The following is a 21,081-nucleotide window of genomic DNA, read 5'->3' as shown; positions in this document are numbered from 1 at the left end:
GGCGCGGCCGATCAACGGAGGTGCGTTATGAGGCGTTCACAGTCGGTAGTAGCGACAGCGGTAACCGCTGCGGCACGCCGAGCCGGGAATTCGGCTGCGGTCGGCGTTTGGCTGGTCTGGATGCGCGGCGGGCGAATTCTGTTGTGTGAGTGGGGTTCACGACTGGACGTCGAGGTCGCCGTGGAGATGCGGATCGCCGCCGACACGGTCGTGGTGATCGCCACCGCACCGACACGGGTGGCGCTCCCGGTCTTCGGGCGGGTCGAGGTGCTGTGCGAGTACCTGACAGCACAGGGAATCGCCGCGTACGCGGTCCACGCGCGTTCGCTGCGGGCAGGCGCGGTCTGGACGACACTGCGTGGACGTGCGCTGGCGGGGGTCGTGCCCGCGGCCGATCCTGACACCCGGATCTCGCGGCATCGCCCGCGGCTGCCTCGCCTTGCGGCGAGGCTGGCTCCCCGGCTGCTGGTGGCAGGGTTCGCGGTCGTGGCCGCACTGCTGTGCACGGCCCCCACGTCTGTAGGCGTGCCGACCGGGCAACCGGGACTGAACCACGAACCCCATTCGCCGGGACAAGCCGGTGTCACCGCGCCCCCGCGCCCGGCAAGCCCAACTGGCCTGACAGGGAACAACGAACGCCCTGACACCGGTCGGGTGGTGTCGGAGCAGAGCACCGAGCTACCGCAAACGATGACGTCATGGTCGGTGCAGGTAGTTGCCGAGCCCGGGTCGCCTGCCAGTCCAGATGTCGAAGGCGACACACTGCGGATCGGCGCGATTGGCACGCCACGGCCGGAATGGGTGCCCGCTCCGCTCGCCACGCGCGAACGCGCCTGGAATACCTTCCTCACCCGGCAAGCCGCGACCGCCGTGAAGCAGGCCGGGCTCACCGACCCCGGCACCGGCGCCGAGGTCCAAGCCGTGCTCGGCAGCAGCGGTACGGACCCTGTGGAGCAGCCGCCGGAGCTGACGTGGATGCAGGAAGCGGTCACCGACCCGCAGGCCGTGGCGTCGCTGGCAGCCGAAGTAGCCGAGCCCGTAGCGGCAGCGGTCCCGCAGGCCACCGACACGATAGAGGCGCTCCTGGCCCAACTTCCCAGTGACCGGCGGTAATAGCGATGAAATACGTCAACACCGAGACCACCGACATCGACAGCGACAGCGAGCCCGAGCAGATCGTCCTCGACGAGCCGCCACCCGTGACCGTCGTGGGACTGGCGCACTGGTTCGCTACCCACACCACCACGCCCAAACACGGCGTACCCGGTAACAACCAAGCCGACGCCCCGAACGCAGGTGCCCAGGCGCAGGGTCCACGCCGAACACGCGGCGCGATCGCTGGGATAGCCGTGGTCGCACTCGCCGCCGCGGTCCTCGTCGCCGTAGGAGGCAACGCCAGCCACTCGGCTTCAAGCGGCCATCCGAATACCGCGGTCTCGGTGGCCTCGGCCGCTTCGAGGCCGGCGAGCGCACCGACGCCTTTGGTGAGCGGCAACTCGCCCGGTTGCACGCAGGTCGACAGTCTCGTGGCAGCGGTGACCAGACCAGGAGAGCTGCACGCCGTTTCCGGCGCGCAGGTGATCGCGCAGTTCGAGGCCGCCTACTACCTCGCGCGTAACGGTGGCCGGGCACGGGAGGTCGTCGCCGCCTCGGCGGCGGTCGCGGGCGCGGCCCAGATACAAGCCGGTATCGACTCGATCCCGGCGGGCACGACCTACTGCGCCCACATCAGCCCGCTCACCACCGGCCTGTACGCGGTCGAGATCCACGAATACCGGCCCGGCGAGCCGGAAAACCTCTGGCGGCAACAGATCTCGACCAGCCAGAGCAACGAGCACACGCTCATCACGGCCATCACACCACTGTGACGGCTGAATCGACCGAAACAAGCTGAAGGACAACGAGTTTCGTAAGTAGAAGTATCCAGTACGAGAGGCGGTGGCGGCGATGCTGATCGCAATAGCAGGGCTACAACAAGGTGCAGGTGTGAGCACGACTGCGCTGGCACTTGCCGCCGCCTGGCCCGGACCCGAAGCGGTCATTGTCCTAGAAGCCGATCCACGCGGCGGCACCCTCGCCGCCAGTTCCGGCGGCGACCCGCGACGGGGGCTGGCCAGCCTCACCGCGACGGCCGGTGAAGGTCGTCCGCTCGACCTGGCCGAGCATCTACAACGGCATCCCAGCGGCGTCGCCTATCTAGCCGCACCCCGCCACCCGGAAGACGTCCGGACTGCGCTGGCGCATCCGATCCCGATCGGCCCTGGCCCGGCATCGACTCAGGGTCGGGATGGTGAGCTGGTGGTGATCGCCGATTGCGGCATCGCCGCCCCGGATTCGGTGGCGGCCCCGCTGGTATCAGGGGCCGATCTGCTGCTGGTGGTGGTGCACGCGCGGCAAGACGACATCAAACCCGCAGAACTCGGCGCGGCGGTGCGCGCACTGGCGCGCTGGTGTCCCCGGCTGGGCGTGGTCCTGATCGGCGCACAGCTACCCGGCACCGGCGTCGACCTCGGCGCGGCACTGCTGGGCACCCTCCCACCGCCCGAATGGACGGCCGGGGCACCAGCAGCCGAGCACGATGGTGTCGATGCCGCCGCCCGCGCTTTGGCCGCGGCGGTCCGGACCCGCGCCAGTGCCGACACCACCACGGTGACCGGCCCCGTGCCGAGAGCGCACAAAGGGAACCGCTCACGCGGCGGCCGAGCACGCATCGGCCGCCATCACAGCGCTCCCCGGGTGTACGGGATCGGCTACCGGCATTTTGTGGACACCAGTACCCCGCTGATCGAGCCGGAGGCAGCCCCGTCGTCGACGACTCCCGGGCGCGAGTACTCGGGGGCACGGAGAGCGGAACCGATCACCGCGTCGCATCCTGAGTCGTCCGCCCGCCGTACTTCGTCGCCGCAGGCGTTCCCCGCGCCGTGTAACGCGCTGCCGGGCGTGCCCACCGATCCTTCACCGGTCCTCGAGGTGCGGGTGTTCGGGCCGTTGCGGGTGCTGTGGCGGCCTCAAACCGATGATCCCGGGCGGCCGGAGATCGAGATCACCGCACGGTTGCAGCGGCGGAGCCGGGAGCTGCTGGCGTTGCTGGCGACTCACCCGCATGGACTGACCCGCGGCCAACTGATCGAGGCATTGTGGGGCCAGCGCCCTCCACACCGCCCCACCAACGCTGTGCACACCACCCTGACTCGGTTGCGCGCCACGCTTGCGAAGGCCACCGGAGTGACCGTGACCCGATTGCTGGCCGCCGATTCGGTCCGCTACCGCCTGGACCCCGCCATAGTGAGCACCGACTACGCCGCGTTCGCCGACGCTGTCGCCCAGCGCCGCCGGGCCGTCACCGATACCGAGCGCCGCACCGCGTGCCAGCGGATCCTCGACCTGGCCGCGCCCGGAGTGCTCGCTGCGGATCTGGATGCCGACTGGCTGTACCCGATCCGCCAAGCCGCGCGCCGTGACGCCACCACCGCGTTGGGTGCGCTCGCGGCGCTGCTGGTCACCGAGGATCCCCGCGCGACCCTGCACCTGCTCGAAACCGTCCTCGACAATATCGACCCCGTCAACGAGCATCTCTATCGCGACATACTGCGCCTGCACGCGCGCCTCGGCGAATACCACGCTATCGATCACACCGTCGAATTACTCGCGCACCACCTCGCCGGAATCGGCGAAAAACCCAGCCGGGAAACCCTTGAACTTGCCCGCCACCTTCATCGGAAAATCTAGTGATTGCGAAGATCCGCAACACGAGGCGAGCCGCTCGATGTGACTGAATATCCGGCGAGGGTGATCAATAGTTCATGGCCGTTATGATCGCACCAAAGACTGGACGTCGAATGGGGCAGCTTCGCCGCAGACGCCTGTTATTCGCTAGAATTGTCTCGTGTAAATTCCCGAACCGAAATCATTCGCCTCGGAAGAAATTCGCGAAGAAAGTTCCCGGTGAGCATGTTCGGCGAATCCCTCGCGATAACTGTGCCCGTGGATCGGCTCGCCACATGGGCGGGGTGGCGCGTATTCCGTGGTGTGTTCGGTGTTCTGTTCGGTGTCCTATTCGGTGTGGTGATCAGATCACCCCACCCGCCCGGCAGCAGACGGCCAGCTCACGGCCATATTTTCTGTCTGCGTACCGTCCAGGGTCACCCCACCCCCGGTAGGGGTATCGATACGTGAGGGCGGGTGCGGGGCGGTGTGCGAGGTGGCGGCGCGGTGCTGTGGTAATGGCGGTTGGCGGGTTGTTGTGCCAATTGTGTGGGTGTCATTCTTTTCTTTATTACCTGAGACCCGCTGTCGCGGCCCGGCCGTGAACGCGTCCCCGTGGTGCATTATTCGGCTTGCTTGTCAAAATGTGGCGATGACCTGCGGAAATTCCCGCGAAAAATTGTGCGGAACGGGTTGTGTTCGGGCAGCGAGTCGAGCTAGCTTCGAACGGCACCCCGGGGAATTCGCAACCAACATCCATTCGAATGACGATCACGCCGCATCCATGAAATGATCCGCATCGGCGCATCGGGAATTCGTTCGTTCTGAAAAGGAGATGGCAATGACCGCACCGGCTACCACCCGATTGGGCAACGGTGAGTTGCGGCGCATGGTGGCAAAAGTGCTGGCCGATAATTCCGGCACCGAATACGGCCCCCGCGCCATTTCGATACTGATCGGTCGTTCATCGGGGGCGATTGGCAACGCGCTGGAAACACTGGTGCGCGACGGGAACGCCGAACAAACCAACGCCGCGCCGCGCCGCTATCGCGCCAACGCCAACACCGCCCGCGCCGCCACTGCCGCCCCGGTCCCAGCGGCCCCGGCCGCCGCTGCCGCGCCCGCCAGCGCCGCGCCGCGCCGCCGTAAGGCAACCCCCGCCCCTGCCGTGCCCGCTACCCCGGCGACCGTTCCCGCTGGCGCGGTGGTGCGCCCGAATGGGCAGTTGTACCACCCGCGCACGTTGGCGGGGTTGCCCGATGTCGAGGTTCTGGGCCGGATGCGTGCGGGCGGGGTGCCAGTGTTGTTGTACGGCCCGCCCGGTACCGGTAAGACCAGCCTGATCGAGGCCGCCTTCCCAGATTTGATCACCGTACAGGGCGATTGCGATACCACCGTCGCCGATTTCGTCGGTGAGTACACCCAGACCCCGGATGGACGGTTCGAATTCGTGCACGGCCCGCTGGTGCGCGCCATGCGCGCGGGCGCGGTGCTGTTCATCGACGACGCCACCCTGATACCACCATCGGTGTTGGCCGTGGTGTACCCCGCAATGGACGGCCGCCGCGAGATCGTGGTCAAAGCCAACGGCGGCGAGATCGTCAAAGCCGAGCCCGGATTCTTCGTGGTGGCAGGACACAACCCCGGCGTACACGGGGCCATTCTGAGCGATGCATTGGCCAGCCGGTTCGCGTTCCAGGTGGAGGTGTCCTCGGACTACCAACTGGCCACCGGGCTCGGGGTGGACCGCCGTGCGGTACGCGCGGCACAAGTGCTGGCGGGCCGCGCCGGGAAGGGCGAGATCGGGTGGGCTCCGCAACTGCGGGAACTGCTCGCGTTCGCCAAGATCGCCGCCGCCGTGGACGTGGCGACTGCTGCCGCAAACCTGATCGGCACAGCCCCCGAAGAAGACCGCGAAATCGTCGCCGAGGCCGTGCGCGCCGAGTTCGGCACCCGCTACGCGCCGCTGGCGCTGGGTGCCCGCATCAAGCCCTGAACCATCCACCCCGTCCCATGCCGAAAGGGATTGCCAGCCATGACCGCCCCGCACGTCACCACCGCACCCACCACCCCGGCCCCCGTACCTCCCGCCCGTACCGGATGGGAAACCCTGTCCGATGCCATGACCGCCGAAACCCCGGCCATCGCCGACCGTGACGATCTCACTGTGGTCATCGCCCCCGGCGCGGCCGACGGCGAGCTGGCGATGTTCATGCCGGACCTGGCCACCATAGCCATCGAGGGCGCGAACCTGACTATCGATCCGGTCACCGCGCGGCCGTGGCGGCCCGCCGACCGTAACCGGTACGCCGCGATCTGGGGTGCGCTCACCCACGAATGCGCGCACGCCGCGCACACCCGCTGGGCGCCGCCGTCGACAGCGGATCCGGGGGTGGTTCGTGCGGCCATGCTGCTCGAGGAATCCCGCATCGAGGCTGCCCAGCTGCGTCGCCGTCCCGCCGACCGGCACTGGCTTCGCGCGAGTACCCGCGAGCTGGTCTTCGCCGACAGCGGCGGCCCCGCTGCCGTTGCGACCCTCGCACCCACCGGTTTCGCCGCCGCTCAGATGGCCGCGCTCATGCTGGCGCGTGTCGACGCCCGGGTGCTCGACGCGGCCGAATGCGCGCCCGCCGCCGCCGCGATCGAGACCGTCCTCGGCCGCGACACCCTCCGACGCCTGCGGACGCTTTGGCGCATAGCGCAACGGTTGTCCGACACCAACCGCACCGGAATGCTCGAACTCGGGCGGCGCTGGCACGCCCTGATCGGCCCCGAACCACACACCACCCCGCAACCGGATTCAGTGCTCGGCGCTGCTGTCACCGGCACCCTCGGCGATATCGCCAAAAACGTTGCCGCGCATCGCCTCCCACCTGATCCCGCCGACACTGCCGACCGGCACGCCCGTGAGGAAGCGAGCCATGCCCACCGCGCCGACCTGGCAGCGGACCAGATCTTCCACACCCGCCCGCGCACGGGCGGACGGACCGGGCGCAGCACCCGCGCACCCCGCGACAATGAACGGGCCGCCGCGCGGATGCTGGGGCGCGCGCTCACCACTGCCAGCCAGCGCGAACGCGCGGTCATCAAGACAACCTCGGCGCTGCCGCCGGGCCGGTTGCGGATGCGCGGGGCGCTGGCCCGCGAGGCCCAGCGCGCGGCCGGGACCATACCGACCGCCGAACCGTTCACCCGTGCCATCCGTAAACCGGTCCCGGTGCCACCGTTGCGAGTCGGAATCGCCTGTGACGTGTCGGGTTCGATGGAGGACTACGTCGCCGACGTAGCCTCGGCCGCCTGGATCCTGGCCACCGCCGCCGACCTCGCCGCGATGCCCGCCCAAACCGCGACCCTCACCTTCGGGCGCACAGTGCTGCCAGTGACCTACCCCGGCACCGCCCCGGCGACGGTGACCGACTTCGCTGCCACCGCCCTGTACGAGGCCATCGACATCGCCATTGATGCCCTCGACGGCGCGCTGGGGTTGTCCCGGCCGGAGAACACCCGACTGCTGGTCATCATCTCCGACGGTGCCTTCCGGGACGAACCGCGCGCTGCCGCCCAACAGCAACTCGACCGGTTGCGCGCCAGCGGATGCGCGGTGCTGTGGCTGACCCCCGACGAACCGTGGTCCAACCCGTTGACCGGCGCTACCGTGCACACCCTCACCGACCCGGCCACCACCGCCGCCGCCATCGCCCGCGCCGCCGTTACCGCCGTACGCAGCGCGTAGCGCACCCGCCCCCGCCCCCATGCAGGGGCGGGGGCAATCAGATTCACCGAAAATAATTGGGAGACAACCGGAATGACCGGAAGAAGGGACACATCCGATCCGATATGGCCACCAACACCCCTGACGACGCGACCCTGCCGGACAGCGCCGCGCCCCTGGATCTGTCGGTCGAGGTCACCTGCGACACCTGCCGCAAGACCACCACGTTCCAGGTCAACCGTGACCGCTACACCGCCTGGCGTGGACGGCGCATGTTGATGCAGGACGCCCTTCAGCACCTGAGCCCTCCCGATCGCGAGTACCTCAAATCCCGCATCTGCCCGGACTGCTGGACCGCCATGTTTGGGCCGAACTGAAATTTCGTGACCTTCCGTCCAGGACCAGGACAGGAAACTGATCCCACCGGCGCGCTCTCGCGGGAAATTGTCGGGCGATCTCGACACCGATTCCGAGGTGGGAGGTCGATGATTACGTGTGGCGATCGATCGGGTCGGCCGGGATCTTCGGCGGACGTCGGTGTCTGGGCGATCGTCCCCCGCGCGGGATCGGTTTTCTACCGGCTCCACCCATCTGTCCAACACGGCAAGCCCGATGAATGAATAGGGGAAACGCGCATGAACACCAGTACCAGCTCGTGCCCGAATTGCGGGCGAATCGACTGGGTACAGACGATGCCCGCGATCGCGGCGACCGGCCTGTCCACCGCCTACGGGTCGGGCATCCACGCCGGAGTGGGTATCGGCCCGTCCGGTGGGGTGATCCCGGTTATCGGTGCGGTGAACTCGATCACCGCAAACACCACCGCGCTCGCGGCGGCCACGAGTCCCACACCGCCCCACAGATCGCTGACCGCTCCGGCGGTGACCGGCGCGCTGCTGCTGATTCCCGCGCTGATCATGGGCGCGTTCATCGCGGTCGCCGCTTCGTTGAACACCTCGGACGGGCATCGCGCGCCTATCGTTTTCTGGCTCATGCTCTGCGTCTTCACCATGGGACCGTTCGTGGTTCCTGCGCTGATCGCTTTTGTGGTCATGGCCCGGCGCATCGCTGCCAACGCCCGCCTCACTCGTGGCTTGCCCGCCGCTTCGGCGCTGTGGAGCACTGCGTTCTACTGCCATCGTTGCGGCCTGTGCTTCTGGCCGTGCCCGCCCGCCGCCGGTATCACCGCCGGGCCGATGTCGCCGCACGCGTTCCAGCAGATTCTCTGGAACACCGGGCGCGCTGCCGGTGCTCGGCGATCCGGTCTGCGTTCGCATTTTGTGACCGGGGCGCGGGCCGTGGGTGCCCAGCAGGGCCGGTGATCTGTTCGAACCGATAGATCACCGGCCCTTGGCCGCCGTTAAGGGTGCCGGGCGGTCACCGGGCCTGATCGATCTGAGTGGTGAGCCAGCCGAGCATGGTGGACAAGGTGGTGTCGTAGCCGCTCTGGTGGACGCCGCTGGTGTAGAAACGTGCGGCATCGGACCCTTGCCGGGCCAGATCACCGAGCACGCGGGTGGTGTCGGGGTTGCCGGTCAGCGATGAGGCCAGCGAGGCGCCGGAGGTGCTGGTGGTGCCGATGAGAGCTGCGGCAGCGGTAGCGGCGAGATCGGCGGCCACGGGCACCAGACCGATCAATTGGATGCCCGCGCCGAGCGGATCACCAAGGCCGAGTTTCTCGGCCGAGCCCCAGGCGATTTCCTGCGCGGTGCCGATATCGGCGGCGACGCGGGCGATATCGGCGCGTGCCAGGATATCGACGATTTCGGCGGCGATGGCGGTGGCACCGGAGGTGTCCAGGGGCGCGGACAGCTCGAGCGCCCGCGCGACCAAGTGCAGGTCGGCACGGGCGGCCATGCGCACGAGCGGCGAGAACAGGGTGTTGATCTCCCCGCACAAGCGGTGCGCGCCGGGGATGTCCCCGGCGAGCACGACACCGGGCAGACGCGCGAGGTCATCGAGCAGGGTGGGAATGCCCGCGGCGAACTCGGCCAGCCCACCGGCGACGAGGACAACCTGGTGAACTACTGTGGCCGCGTCCAGGCCCGAGCTGTTTGTGGATGTGCTCTGTGGTGCGTTGGTCGGATTCTGCTCATTGGGGGTGTTGGTGCCGGTGAAGGCACGTCCGAGTGCCGTCCAGGCCGGGGCGGTGTCCGGTGAGGTCGAGCAGTACAGGTCACCGGCGGCGCAGGCGGTGCGGACTCGGCCGGCGAGTGCGCCGAAGTCCATGGTGCGTGGCCCGGCGACGCCTTGCCCGGGAGTGGTGGTGCCCAGTTGCGGGGTATTGGGGTCGCGGCGGGGGTCGGAGATCAGCGCGACCGCGAGGGTCCGCGCGGCCGGGATCGGGCCGGTGCCGTGTCCGATCGCGGTCGCGGTATCGCCTGTGATGTCCGCGCCTTGGGAGTATCCGGCGAGCACGACCCGGGTGGTCGGGCACAACCCGCCCAACATGTTTGAAAGTGCTTGCACGCCCGCCGATTCCGAGGCCGCGTAGGGCGCGGCGGCAGCAGGGTAGGGCAGATACCGCACATCGATGTCGCGGCCGTAGCGGGTCGCTAGGCCATCGCCGATCGGCCGCAGTAGCCCCACGGGCTGGGCGGGGTCGGCGGCGGGGCCGGTTTCGGTCGTGCCGGGGACCAGCACCGCCGTGAACGGCGCACAGCCCGGATCGGCGGCGGCAGTACCGATGCCGATGGTGGCGGCAGCCGTGGTAGCGGCCAGCACGGCCGCTACGGTGGTGCACGCGGTCAGCCGGGCCGGGGCGCGGCCGTGACGGCGCGGTGCGGCGGTGGCGCGGCCCGAACGCAGACGAGGGGTGTTCATTGGTCGTTCCTCCGGAAGTCGAGTTGTGTGTTCGGTGCGGGCCGGTGTGGTCCCGCACCTGGCAATGGCTCGATCCGGGGGTGTTTTCTGACATCGGGAGCGAAGAAATTTCACGGACCCCGCGACGGGTGCCCGGCGCGCACAGCAGCGCCGCCCGGTGGCGGGGTAAGGCCAACCGGGCGGCGCAGCGAGGGCTTACTGCTGTTGTGGTTGTTGCTCCGCCGCTTTCGTGGGGTGGAGCCTGAATTTATGGGGGTGTTCGCAGGTGTACTCGGCCACGAATTTGCCCACCAGCACGAAACACGCGTTGTAGACCGCGCCGCTGGACTTACCGAGGGCTTTGGCGATCTCGCCGGGGGTGAACTCCTTGTCGGGGTGCTTGCGCAGGTAGGTCTCGACCAGGCTGCGCAGATGACCGGCAGGCGAGGCGGTGCTGCCGCTGCGCCCGCAGGTCGGGCACACCTCGTTCGGATCCATGCCGACACCGGTGACCGATGCAGCCGGTACCGCGACAGCGGGCGGTACGGGTGCGGTCGGTGCCGGGGCGGGTGCTGGTGCGGGGGCCGGTACCGGGGCGGCGGCCGATGCGGCGGGCGCTGCCGGTTCGGGGTTGGCGGGTTCGGCGATCATCCAGCGGTCGGCGGCGGCGGGGTTGGTGGGGTCGCTGACGCGGGTGACGGTGCCGTCGTCGGCCCATATTTTGAGAATTTTGCGGGTCGTGGACGGGTTGACGGCGGCGATTGTCGCCAGGTCGGCGGCGGTGCTGGTCGGATGGGTGGTCAGGGCCGCCCATACGGCGTCTTCGGCGGTGCTGTTGTTGCCGGTTTTCGGTGTAGTGGACATGACGATCTCCTCACGGGAATTGCCGGGTTAATTCGGAAATTTTGGTTTGTTCGTCATGTCCCGGCCGGGACGATCACCCCGCCGGTGCGCTGCCGTATTATTCGGGGTGCCGGATCTATCAACGCTCCGCGCGCCCGGTGTTGTCAAGCGATTGTGGAAAACAATATGCCCGTCTCGTGGCGTGACGTGAATTTCCCCGTTTCATCGGCAGTGGGGGAATAACTGGGCTCGTGATGATGAATTCAGCGATGAAAATTGCCATCGGGGCGCTGCGGGCGGCGTCAGGGTGCTCGGGACGGGACTGCACTCAGCCGCGAGCGCGGGGTTCCCAAGGGAGCCGTTCGGTGAAAAGATGCTCGACCTGCCAGGATTCGGCACAGTCTGGGCAGATGGTGTCCTCGTGTCCGCAGGCGTCGGCCGTGGCGATCCGGATCTCGACCTCTTCGATGTAATGGTGGGTGTAGCCGCTTCCAGGCGTCGTGTAGGGAAAGTCCGCCAGCGCGCTCACGGAGTTTTTCCGTTTTTGCATAACTCTTACCTCTCGCGGTCGAGTGGGTACTTCACATGCATCTCTTCAGACGATCGGAGTTTCCCTACTCGGAGCTGTCTTGTGTTCGCTGTGGCGAGTCGAGATTCATTGGGCGGGTGGCCCCAAAATAATCGCCGAGGCGATACCCGGATATTTGAACCGGTTTACCGAATGTGGGTGCATTGATCATTTTCTCCGCGCCGAGATATATACCGACGTGGTGAATGTTCTCGGCGGTGCCGTAGAAGACCAGATCGCCGGGTTGCAGGTCGTCCTCGGGCACGGGTGGGCTGGCATAGTACTGGGCTTGCGCGGTGCGGGGCAGGGTGATTCCGGCGGCGGCGTAGGCGGCTCGGGTGAGCCCGGAGCAGTCCCAGCCGCCATTGACCTCGGGGCCGTTGCCGCCCCACACATACGGCTGCCCCAACTGCGCGCACGCTGTCGCGAGCACGATGGCGGCGCGGCCAGCCGCCTGCGGGTTGGTGCAGTCGCCCGTACCGTCGAGGCGGTAGCGGTGGGCTTGGTCGAGGACTTCCCGGACGTACCAGTCGGCGTGGTTGTAGGCGAAGATTGCCCGGTAGGTGTCGGCGGGTGCGCCGGAGTCGCACAGGTAGTACGCGGCGGCATAGACGGCGTCGCTGGGGTTGTACCGGGAGGGTGGGCTGGCTCCTCCGGCCGGAAGTTGGTGCCGAGCAACAACATTGGCGAAGGTCGGGGCGAGGAACTGCATCGGTCCTGCGGCTCCGGCCGAATTTTCGCCCGAGGTGACACCAGGCAATTGGCTTCGGCCGTGGTTAGTTTCGATTTTTCCGATACCGGCGAGCACCGACCAGTCCAGCCCCGGGCACACCCGCGAGGCTTGCCGGTAGAGCACGAGCATGTTCGGCGGGATATCGGAGACCGCGTCCGGGCTCGGCGTGCTCCCGCCGCCCGCCGCCGGGGCACCGGGTGTGGGCTGGTCGAAGACCGCGACGGTGGTGACCACGGCCGCGATGGCGACGACGGTGACCGCGACGGTGGCCGAGCCTGCGGCCAGGGCCTTGCCGAACATCACCGTGTCCCGGTTTCGGAAGGGGGACGCGGGGGTGGTGGTGTCAGGATCGCGTGGCGGCTGGTGGGCGGGTCGGGAACGGTCGAGGGCGGGGCGGGGACGTGGGGCCAGGCGGCGGGCAGGCGGTGCAGCTCGACCCGGCCGCCGGTCGCGGCTGGGTCGAGGGGTAGCCACACGCGGGTGGCCGGGCTCGCCGCGGCCGGGTCGAGCAGCTCGGCGGCGGCGGTGGCCACCGGTACCGCACCGGGATCGGGCAGCCCGGTCCAGACCTCGTGCAACTTCTGCCGGGCGGCGGCCTCGCGGGCGACGGTAGGCAGCCACAGCAGCACCGGGGTGATGACGGCCGAGCTGCGGGCGAGGTCGGCGTACCCGTGCAGCTTCGCCGCCACCGTCGACAAAGCCATGGTGCCGAGGTCGTATTCGAGGAAGAAGTCCAGGCACGCCCGGTCGCGGGTGTAGCGGGCGTAGCCGTCGGGGCGGGCCAGGTCGCCCCACAGGGCGCGGCAGCGGGCCTCCGACCACCAGGCCAGCAGCGTCCCCGCCGGGGTGCCGCCGATATCGGTGGCCAGGGCGGTGAACCATTCGTTGGTCCCGAGGGTGTGGGCCAGGTGCAGGCTGTGCGCGACAGCGAGGGCGCGGTCAGAGCGGTAGCCGAGGTCTTTGACCTCGACGCCGGCCTCGGCGGCGAGCACGGCAGCTCCGGCGGGGGCCAAGACCCAGTGAGCGGGGGCGCTGCCAACCTCGCGCAGCGGCCGGAACCGGTCGAGCACGAGGTAGCGATGCAGTGCCGCTAGCCGCCGCCGCGCGAGGTTCTGCGACGCGAACCCCAGCGCGGCGAGCTGGGGTGTGGTGAGGACCCGATGCTCGTGACACATCCGCAGGATCCAGCGGTCGCGTTCGGTCAGGCACTGTACCAGCCGGGCGGGAGTGCTCCAGCGCACGGGTGCGCGCAGGGCGGCTTGCCGGGTTGGGCGAATGATCATCGCGGACTCTTTTCCGTGGGATGGATGCCGGTGTGGCACAACAGCGTTGGGCACCGTCTGCCGCCTGCGGCGGCGGGTCACGACAGGCGCGGGTCGCTGCCTGCGGGCCGCGCGGGTGGCACAGCCGCGTCGGTCGCTGTGTCGGTCGCCCGTGCGGCGGCGCGGATCTCGCGAGCGCGGCCGGGGATCACGTCGGGTAAGGGCCTGGTGGTGAAGGTGAACGGCGGCGTCTGCTGCCTGGCCACGAGCAGGCGGGCGGCGGCGTGGTGGGCGTCGAGGTGGGTCAGGTCGTGCTCGGACAGCCAGGGGGCGGTGTGGCGTGCTAGCTCGCGGGCGTCCTCGGGCGAGGCGGAGAAGATGATTTTGTTGCGGGCGTTGGCTGAGAGCGCGTCGCGCAGCTCGCGCGGCAGCTGACCGAGGTTCTGGTGCGCGAGTACCAGCGACAGGCGCAGGCCGCGGGCTTCGGCGAGCATGTCCTCGACCGGGGTCGACAGATTCAGGAAGTTGTGTGCCTCGTCGAGCACCATGGCGGCGTCGGCTCGGTCGGCGGGCGCGGTTGCGGCGCGGGCTGTGGCGGCTTGCCAGGTGCGGGCCACCAGCAGCGACCCCATCAGGGCAGTGGTGTCCGGCCCGAGGGAGCCCTTGGGCAGCCGGGCCAGGCAGATCCCGCCGTGGTCGAGGACCGCGCGCAGGTCCACCGTCGAGGGACCGGCGGCGATCGCGTCGCGGACGAACGGCTTGAGCAGGAACCCGCGCAGCTTGTTCAGCAGGGGCGCGGTGATCTGGGCGCGGGCGGCGTCGGACAGCTGGGTGTAGGAGGCCCAGAAGCCGCGCAGGACCGGGTCGTCGACGTCGCGGGTGATCCGTTCCAGGTTGGCCTGCCCGCTCAAGAGGTTGAGCAGGTCCACCAGGGTCGGGGTGCCGGGGCGTGCGCACAGGGTGCGCAGACCGGCGCGCAGGATTTCGTCGGTGCGTGGTCCCCACCAGCGCGCGTAGATGCGCGACATGATGGTGACGAGGTTGTCCACCGCCAGGTCCAGCCCCTCGACGCTGATGTCGAGCGGGTTGATGCAGGGTGGGCGAGTTGTGGAGTCGGCGTCGAAGAGCACGACTTTGCCGATCGCTCGGCGCGGCAGCCGCGCCAGCAGATCGGTGATCAGGTCGCCCTTCGGGTCGACCACCACGACTGCGCGTCCGGCGTCGGCGTCATCGAGGATCAGATTGCCCAGCAGGGTGGATTTTCCGACGCCGGTCGCGCCGAGCACATGGGTGTGATGACGCGCGTCGGCCACTCGCAACGCCACCGGCCGCTTCCCGGTCCCTGCGTCGGCGACCCCGAGTGGTTTGGTGTGCGCACCACCCAGCGGGATCAGCGCGGCAGGGGCCAGCGCTCGCGCCCCGGCGCGGGCCAGGCCCGGCACCACCGAGGAGTCATACGGCAGATGGGCGAGCCCGGCCAGCTCGGGTATCGACAGCAGATCCCCGCGCCCGAGCCACCTCCCGTCGAGCGCGGCGACCAACCGCCGGGCTCGGTGGTGGCGGTAGTAGTTGTGGTCGGCGCAGCCGCCGAATACAGCGGCCAGGGCGTCGGCGCGGCCTCGTGCCACCGCCCGCGCGATCGCGAGCGTGTCGCGGTCGGTGTCGGCGGGGACGGTGACGGCAGCGGCGTAGCGGATGATCGTCTCGTAGTGCGCGCCACCGGCTTTGGTGACCATGGCCCGGGTCGCGGCCGAATCCTGCATCCGGGTGAATGGGTCGGCGGAGACGCCGCGTGCTCGTGGTGAGTGGGCCAGCGGTCCGGGGGTGATCAGATCCAGGAACTCGGCCGCGAGCCCCTGCAGCCCGCGTAGGACATCGGCCACCGCGCCACCGAGTCCGCCGCGCCGTGCGGTGACCGCACGGCGGACCCGGGCACCGGTGACCGGACGGGCCAGAATCTGCACACACGCCACCTGTTCGGGCTCGAGGTCGGCGGCGGCAGTGAGCAAATCCCGGGCGATATCCCCGCCGCTGCCGTAGTCGGTGCGGATCGGGTATCCCTCGGCGCGGCCCAGCCGCAGGACTCCGCCGGTCACTACCCGGCGCAACCCGGCGGTCGGGGCGGGGAGCGGCGGGTCGGCGGGTTCGAGGGTGCGGGTGCGGGCTCCAGGCCACGCCGAGGCCACCGCCCGCTCGACCAGGCCAGAGGAGATCGTGGCGGGCACCCACAGGCTCAGGGTGACGCCGTCCTGCCCGCTGACCCGGTATTCGAACCCGAGGTGTGGTTGCCCGCACAACCACCGCTTCCAGGGTGGGCGCAGCAGCCCGATCAGGTGCGCCCACAGCGCCCCGGCCGCTCCGGGGGTGACCGTGGGCGGGCACAGGATCCGTACCAGGCGAGCACCGGCGGACAGGCGGGCTCGGCGCACCCGTCGTCGGATGGCGACCGCGGCGAGCACCCCGGCCACGACCGCACCGGCCGCGACGGCACCGGTGCCCGAGGGCGGCCATCCGGTGAGTTCGGTGACCCAGGCGAGCACCCGGGCCGGGTCCAGCAGGAGCGACCCGAGCCATCCGCCCGGCTGGTCCGTGTTCGCCGACATCACATGTCCGCTTCCGGGTCGAGCACCACGTCGACCGTCGCGTCCTCGCCGAGCATGTCCTCGTCGTCGCTGGTGTCCGGGGTGGTGACCGGTGCGATGATCTCGGGCAGGTCGATGCCGGTGTCGGCGTCGTCGGTGCTCAGCAGTTGCGGGCTGGTGGTGATCAGTGCGTCCTCGGCCGGTGAGGCCAGCGAGGCGAACACCGCACGGTGCTGACCGGTCGCGAGTAGCCCCTGACCGCGCCCGGCCGAGAGCAGGAATGCCCGCTCGCCGTCCGAGAGTGCGAACGCCGCGGCGACCTCCTCGATCGCTTGCGGGGCCTGACGCAGCAGGACTTGGGTGGCGGCGTTGGCGACGATCGCGCGGCCCAGCTCGGTGGACAGCACGTCTCCGCAGTCCTGGGTCGCGACGGTGAGCCCGGCCCAATGCTTGCGCATCGATTTCGCGGCCTTGAACAAGAATTCGGCTCCCGCTGGTTGGCGCATCAGCAGCCACGCCTCATCGACCACCACCAGCCGGGGACGCCGATCCGACGGATCGGCCACCCGCCGCCACGTCACATCCAAAGCGAGCAACGTGCCCAGCGTTCGCAGTTCGTCGGGCAGTTCGCGCAGTGAGAACACGACCAGCCCGCCCTCGGGGACGGTGGTGGTCGGGCCGTCGACGAGCCCGGCGAACGCGCCGGTGCCGACGAACGGCCCCAGCGCCGCCGCCACCTCTGCCCCGATCTCGCCGCCGACGGCGTGCAGTTGCTCGACAAGGGTGCTCAGTGTCGGCGCCGGCCGAGTCCAGCTCGCCGGGTCCTCGGTGATCGCGGCGGCGGCGTAGGCGGCGGTTAACGCGGTGTCGAGCACCGCCCGCTGCGCCGGAGTCTGCTCACCAAGCAAGATCCGGATCACGGTGTGCGCGAACAACTTCCGACGTACCAGGGCGTCGGCTGGTGCGCTGCGGCGGCCGTCTGGGCGGGTGTGGATGTCGAGGTCGAGAGGGTTGATTCGCACCCCGGGTGCGCCCAAGCGCAGATAGGTGCCGCCGACCGCGTCGGCCAAGAGGCGGTATTCGTTTTCGGGGTCGATGACGATGGCCTCGATCCCGCGATGCAGCGACCGCAGAAGCTCGGACTTCACCAAATAGCTCTTGCCCGAGCCCGAACGCCCGAGAATCACGCTGTTGTGATTGTGGACGTCCTCACCGAAACGGTCGTAGAACAACAGCCCACCGGCAGCGTCGCGTCCGTAGAGCACCCCGTCGGGGCGATGCGCCGACACCGGATCAGCGACCGGAAGCTGCGGCGAGGTGAAGGGGAACGCCGCCGACAGCGCGGCGGTGTCGAAGGTGCGGTGCACCCCGACCGGGTCGAGCCCCAGCGGCAGTGTGGCCGTCCATGCTTGCACCGCCCGATACGTCAGGTGACATGTATCGATGAGCAGGCTCGCCGCCAGCGCGCGCACAGCGGCGACCTCCTCGGCGAGTTCGGCCTCACTGCCCGCGTGCACCGACATATAGACCCCGACCCGGTACAGATGGCCCTCGCCGCGGGCCACCCGCGCCGACAATTCGGCCGCGTCCTCGACCGCGACATCGATCTGCGGGTCGGGAAGGCGGCCGTGGCTGGCGTCGTGCAGCCGGGAGGATTCCAGCCGGGCGAGCTGGCGGCGCAACCGGGTCGCTGCGGTGACCGGATCGACCGGGTCGATGTGCACGGCGACATCGACCCGGCCCGGGTGGGCCAGCAGCGGCGCAAGCCAGCCGGGCGCGACCTCGCGCGGGTATCCGGTGACGGCGAGGGTAGCGACCCAGTCCGAGCCCACCTCGAGATGTCGCGCCCCAATGGTCAGCGACTGCGGCGCGAACCCCGCCCCCGCTCGAGCGCGGCGCGCGCTCCCCAACCACAGACGGCGGGCGCTGCGCCCGGGTACGCCGACCACACCTGGGTCGTGTTCGGTGTCCTCGGGATCGGAATCCTCTACCGGACTGGTACTGGTGGTGATGGTCGCGGCGGGGCTGGCGATGTCGGCCGAATACGGCACCAGGCTGCCCGGGTTGGTGGCGCTGGTCAGGATCGCGGCTGCCTGGGCGTCGTCGAGCGCGGTCAGGGTGACCCCGAGCGGAGCCAGCAGCTCGGCGGCCTCGCCGAGGCGGCGCAGCAGACGCGCTTCGGCGGCGCGGCGTGCGGCGGTGCTCGCCGCGCGGGCGGCACGGCCCCGGCCCGCCACGCCCGCCAGGATCGATCGCGCCGACGGGCCGCCGAGCCCACCGGTCGCGGCGGTGGCGGTGTGCAGGGGTTCGCGCCACACCAGCAGCACCTGCCGATGCAGCAGATCCTCCTCGGCGGCCAGAGTGGCCAGATGGGCGGCGTGCCCGAGCGCGGACTCGGCGAGCTCCGGCGACATCTGCGCGGCGGCCGACCGTAGCGCGGTGATCCGGCCGGTCAGATCAAGCCGAGTGCAACGCACCAGGATTTGCACAGGCTGACGCAACGTGTGCAACCAGCCCCCGAGCTGAGCCACCAAGGCTTCCTGCTCGGCGGGAGTACGCAAGCTCAGGTTCACCGTGCTGGCCAGCGCCACCACGGCGACGCCATCGGCGCCGAGGTCGACTACCCCGACCTCACCGTTGCCGGTCACTGCCTGCGGTAACCGGACGTCGGCCGCCGACAACGGCTGCGCGTTCGCGGCGTTCGGGCGGCGGGTGGCGCGGGCGGTGAGCCAGCGCGGCGCGGTCGGCACATCGTCGCAGGCGTCGATCAGGCGATGTGGGCGCAGCCGGTGCGCGAGGGCGGCGGCGAGTAGCCGGTCACCGGTCAGGCCGTCGCGGGTGGTAAGCACGGCGGCGGCCACGGCGGTGCCGATCGGCACCGCGCACGCCACGAACACCGGCGGCGACACCCACGTCCGGGTGAGCATCCAGGCGAGGTACAGGGCCAGACCACAGACGGCCAGGATCACGACTTGCCGGGCGGTGAACGGGCCGAGGATCCGGTCGGCGCGGTCGACATCGGCGGGTATGCGAGCGGTATTCATCGAGAACCTCCAGAACTAGGACGGCGGTGACGGCGGCGGACAGGCAGATCGGGCATCGGCAGATGCAGCTGGCGGCCGACCGCCGGGGATGGCGAACGTTCCAGCGGCGGCGGTACCGCCGCGCGGGGCGGGGCCGGGACACGGCGCACGTCCAGGGGCAGCGGGTACTGGCCGCCGCGCAGCGGGCGCAGCCCGGCGTAGGGATCCGGCTCAGCGGCGGCGTTGAAGTCGAACGCCAGCTGCCGGGCGCGGCCCCGCGTACCGGGCGCGGGACGGGGGACCGGCGGTGCCGGGACGGGTGCGGGTCGCGGGACCCGGGCCACGGTGATCGGCAGCCGATATTGCCCATCACGGCCCAGACGCGGTGTCGGCCCGAGATCGACCCCGCCGTGGAACTGCGGCAACGGCAACATCAGTTGCTCGCCTCGCCCCGTCCCTGCCCCGGCAACCTGTGCGGGGGCTGGGGGCGGCGGGGGTGCGGCCGGTCGGGGCACGCGGCGGACACCGCGCAACGGCAGCATCAGCTGACCGGTGGCGGTGGCACGCACATTCGCATACGGATCACCCGGCGGAGCGTTGCCTGCGGGCGGCGCGGTGGCGCGGGCAGCGGTGCGCCTCGCCTGCCCGCTCGCCCGCAGAAGCCCGAAGGTTCGACTGATCACGTAGCCGCGCGCCACTGTGGAGACCAGCCCGCGCCCATGGCCGATCTTGAGCGCCGCCAGCAGCCAGAACGGGATCTTCACCAAGATCAGTGCCATGGCGAGGGCGACGATCACGCTCACCAGACCGGACTTTGTCGGGCCGAAAAACGACCAGCCGCCCGGGGACAGGAAGACCCGCAGCCCGCAGACCAGCACCAGCGACTGGACGACCTGGATCCCCAGGCACGCACCGAACGCCCGCCACCACCATCGAGCGACCCCGTCCAGGCCCGGCAGCGCGTAGCACATCATCGCCAACGGCGCGGCGACCACGAGCACGACGGTGATCGCGACCCGGATGATGTAGGTGATCAGCAGCACGGCCACCACCACGAGCAGCGCGGTCGACATCATCGTCACGAACAGGTTCGTCGTGGTGCCCGCGCCGACGTGCATCATGTCTTTGAGCGCTCCGGTGGCCGAGTCCGTGTCGATACCGTTTCCGGCCAGTGCCGCGGCGAGGGCGTTGGCGAGGTGTATCGCCTGGGCGGCCAGGGTCAAGCTCAGCGCCCCGGCGATCACCCCGGCCGTCAGCCTCGGTGCCAGCTCGCGCCATCCCCACCGTGTCTGCAGGGTCTCGTGTGCCATGAGCAGGATCCCGGCCACGATCACCAGCACCCCGTACATGGCCAGCACAAGCTGCCACGACGAGTCCCACAGCTGGCCGATCCGGGGCAGGTCCGACAACTCGGGCGTGGTCAGCAAGCTGCGTGAAAGCAGATCGAGCAATGGGTTCAGCCCGGCGTCCACTATCCGGCGGAAGAACCCGTCTATCGCGCCCGCGACGCAGCCACTGATGTGGCGCACCCCGCACTCGACCTCACCGCCGCTGCTGCTGTCGGTCGCGCCCGGCTCGGCCGGAACGCCCGGCACGGTGGGAGGGGTCGGCGCTGGCGCAGGGGCTGGTGCGGGCACCCACCGTGTCGCAGGCGGGGGCGGCGTGGGCGTGGCGGGCGCGGTCACCGTGGGCGGCGCGGGCGCAGGCGGTTCACTACCGGGTTCGGCCGCGCCGATACCGGCTCCGCACACCCCGATCGCCATGATGGCGGCCAGCGCGAGCAGGATCCGGCGCGGGCGCGGCAGCGCCAGCGAGCCGCCGGTCTCGGCGGCCGTTATCGCGGCGGTCATC

The 21,081-nt window shown here is 69.8% G+C and carries 15 protein-coding genes; 7 read left to right on the top strand and 8 right to left on the bottom strand.

Features of this window, described 5'->3' with window-relative positions:
• The first annotated feature begins 120 nt into the window (after positions 1–120).
• The 7 genes from LGY53_RS41855 to LGY53_RS41825 all read left to right on the top strand — a co-directional run bounded on the left by LGY53_RS41855 (position 121) and on the right by LGY53_RS41825 (position 8,739).
• Positions 121–1,113 (top strand): hypothetical protein, encoded by a 993-nt coding sequence (locus LGY53_RS41855; protein WP_225732227.1) that lies wholly within the window; start codon positions 121–123, stop codon positions 1,111–1,113.
• A gap of 5 nt (positions 1,114–1,118) precedes the next feature.
• A complete protein-coding gene (locus LGY53_RS41850) occupies positions 1,119–1,868 on the top strand; it encodes a hypothetical protein (protein ID WP_225732226.1) in 750 nt (249 codons plus the stop codon).
• Between the two features lie 118 nt (positions 1,869–1,986).
• Positions 1,987–3,729: a winged helix-turn-helix domain-containing protein gene (locus LGY53_RS41845; protein ID WP_225732225.1), complete on the top strand. Its 1,743-nt coding sequence runs from the start codon at positions 1,987–1,989 to the stop codon at positions 3,727–3,729.
• Positions 3,730–4,546: 817 nt separating this feature from the next.
• Positions 4,547–5,701 (top strand): AAA family ATPase, encoded by a 1,155-nt coding sequence (locus LGY53_RS41840; protein ID WP_225732224.1) that lies wholly within the window; start codon positions 4,547–4,549, stop codon positions 5,699–5,701.
• A 39-nt stretch (positions 5,702–5,740) separates the two neighbouring features.
• Positions 5,741–7,438, top strand: coding sequence for a VWA domain-containing protein (locus LGY53_RS41835; RefSeq protein ID WP_225732223.1), 1,698 nt, complete (start codon positions 5,741–5,743; stop codon positions 7,436–7,438).
• Positions 7,439–7,542: 104 nt separating this feature from the next.
• The gene (locus LGY53_RS41830; RefSeq protein ID WP_225732222.1) at positions 7,543–7,794 is read left to right on the top strand and encodes a hypothetical protein; all 252 of its coding nucleotides are present in this window, start codon (positions 7,543–7,545) and stop codon (positions 7,792–7,794) included.
• 315 nt (positions 7,795–8,109) lie between these two features.
• Entirely contained in the window at positions 8,110–8,739 is a 630-nt protein-coding gene (locus tag LGY53_RS41825) for a hypothetical protein (protein WP_225732221.1), read from the top strand.
• A gap of 55 nt (positions 8,740–8,794) precedes the next feature.
• Here the strand turns inward: LGY53_RS41825 and LGY53_RS41820 are convergent, their stop codons facing one another.
• From LGY53_RS41820 to LGY53_RS41785, 8 genes are all read right to left on the bottom strand, one after another.
• Positions 8,795–10,240: a cutinase family protein gene (locus LGY53_RS41820; protein WP_225732220.1), complete on the bottom strand. Its 1,446-nt coding sequence runs from the start codon at positions 10,238–10,240 to the stop codon at positions 8,795–8,797.
• Positions 10,241–10,435: 195 nt separating this feature from the next.
• Positions 10,436–11,083: a hypothetical protein gene (locus tag LGY53_RS44010; protein WP_305082743.1), complete on the bottom strand. Its 648-nt coding sequence runs from the start codon at positions 11,081–11,083 to the stop codon at positions 10,436–10,438.
• A gap of 307 nt (positions 11,084–11,390) precedes the next feature.
• On the bottom strand, positions 11,391–11,591 hold the full coding sequence (locus LGY53_RS41810; RefSeq protein ID WP_225732219.1) for a hypothetical protein: 201 nt from the start codon (positions 11,589–11,591) through the stop codon (positions 11,391–11,393).
• A gap of 85 nt (positions 11,592–11,676) precedes the next feature.
• On the bottom strand, positions 11,677–12,663 hold the full coding sequence (locus LGY53_RS41805) for a bifunctional lytic transglycosylase/C40 family peptidase (protein ID WP_225732218.1): 987 nt from the start codon (positions 12,661–12,663) through the stop codon (positions 11,677–11,679).
• Complete coding sequence (locus tag LGY53_RS41800) at positions 12,663–13,646, bottom strand: replication-relaxation family protein (protein ID WP_225732217.1); 984 nt, start codon at positions 13,644–13,646, stop codon at positions 12,663–12,665. The genes LGY53_RS41805 and LGY53_RS41800 overlap by 1 nt, the downstream gene beginning before the upstream one ends.
• 77 nt (positions 13,647–13,723) lie before the next feature.
• Positions 13,724–16,228, bottom strand: a complete 2,505-nt coding sequence (locus LGY53_RS41795) for a type IV secretory system conjugative DNA transfer family protein (protein WP_225732216.1) — start codon at positions 16,226–16,228, stop codon at positions 13,724–13,726.
• Positions 16,228–19,251 carry a PrgI family protein gene (locus LGY53_RS41790; protein WP_225732215.1) on the bottom strand — a complete coding sequence of 1,008 codons (3,024 nt, stop codon included), beginning with the start codon at positions 19,249–19,251 and terminating at the stop codon, positions 16,228–16,230. The genes LGY53_RS41795 and LGY53_RS41790 overlap by 1 nt, the downstream gene beginning before the upstream one ends.
• Positions 19,248–21,080: a hypothetical protein gene (locus LGY53_RS41785; protein ID WP_225732214.1), complete on the bottom strand. Its 1,833-nt coding sequence runs from the start codon at positions 21,078–21,080 to the stop codon at positions 19,248–19,250. The genes LGY53_RS41790 and LGY53_RS41785 overlap by 4 nt, the downstream gene beginning before the upstream one ends.
• Position 21,081: the final 1 nt, after the last annotated feature.

Source organism: Nocardia sp. JCM 34519.1 (assembly GCF_020361265.1).
Taxonomy (GTDB): domain Bacteria; phylum Actinomycetota; class Actinomycetes; order Mycobacteriales; family Mycobacteriaceae; genus Nocardia; species Nocardia arthritidis_A.
Note: the sequence above shows the minus strand (reverse complement) of the source record. Positions and strands in the feature narration are given on the sequence as shown.

Coding starts and splice junctions, on each gene's coding strand:
- LGY53_RS41855 (WP_225732227.1), top strand. CDS start 121: ATGCGCGGCGGGCGAATTCTGTTGTGTGAGTGGGGTTCACGACTGGAC.
- LGY53_RS41850 (WP_225732226.1), top strand. CDS start 1,119: ATGAAATACGTCAACACCGAGACCACCGACATCGACAGCGACAGCGAG.
- LGY53_RS41840 (WP_225732224.1), top strand. CDS start 4,547: ATGACCGCACCGGCTACCACCCGATTGGGCAACGGTGAGTTGCGGCGC.
- LGY53_RS41835 (WP_225732223.1), top strand. CDS start 5,741: ATGACCGCCCCGCACGTCACCACCGCACCCACCACCCCGGCCCCCGTA.
- LGY53_RS41830 (WP_225732222.1), top strand. CDS start 7,543: ATGGCCACCAACACCCCTGACGACGCGACCCTGCCGGACAGCGCCGCG.
- LGY53_RS41825 (WP_225732221.1), top strand. CDS start 8,110: ATGCCCGCGATCGCGGCGACCGGCCTGTCCACCGCCTACGGGTCGGGC.
- LGY53_RS41820 (WP_225732220.1), bottom strand. CDS start 10,240: ATGAACACCCCTCGTCTGCGTTCGGGCCGCGCCACCGCCGCACCGCGC.
- LGY53_RS44010 (WP_305082743.1), bottom strand. CDS start 11,083: ATGTCCACTACACCGAAAACCGGCAACAACAGCACCGCCGAAGACGCC.
- LGY53_RS41805 (WP_225732218.1), bottom strand. CDS start 12,663: ATGTTCGGCAAGGCCCTGGCCGCAGGCTCGGCCACCGTCGCGGTCACC.
- LGY53_RS41800 (WP_225732217.1), bottom strand. CDS start 13,646: ATGATCATTCGCCCAACCCGGCAAGCCGCCCTGCGCGCACCCGTGCGC.
- LGY53_RS41795 (WP_225732216.1), bottom strand. CDS start 16,228: ATGTCGGCGAACACGGACCAGCCGGGCGGATGGCTCGGGTCGCTCCTG.
- LGY53_RS41790 (WP_225732215.1), bottom strand. CDS start 19,251: ATGAATACCGCTCGCATACCCGCCGATGTCGACCGCGCCGACCGGATC.
- LGY53_RS41785 (WP_225732214.1), bottom strand. CDS start 21,080: ATGACCGCCGCGATAACGGCCGCCGAGACCGGCGGCTCGCTGGCGCTG.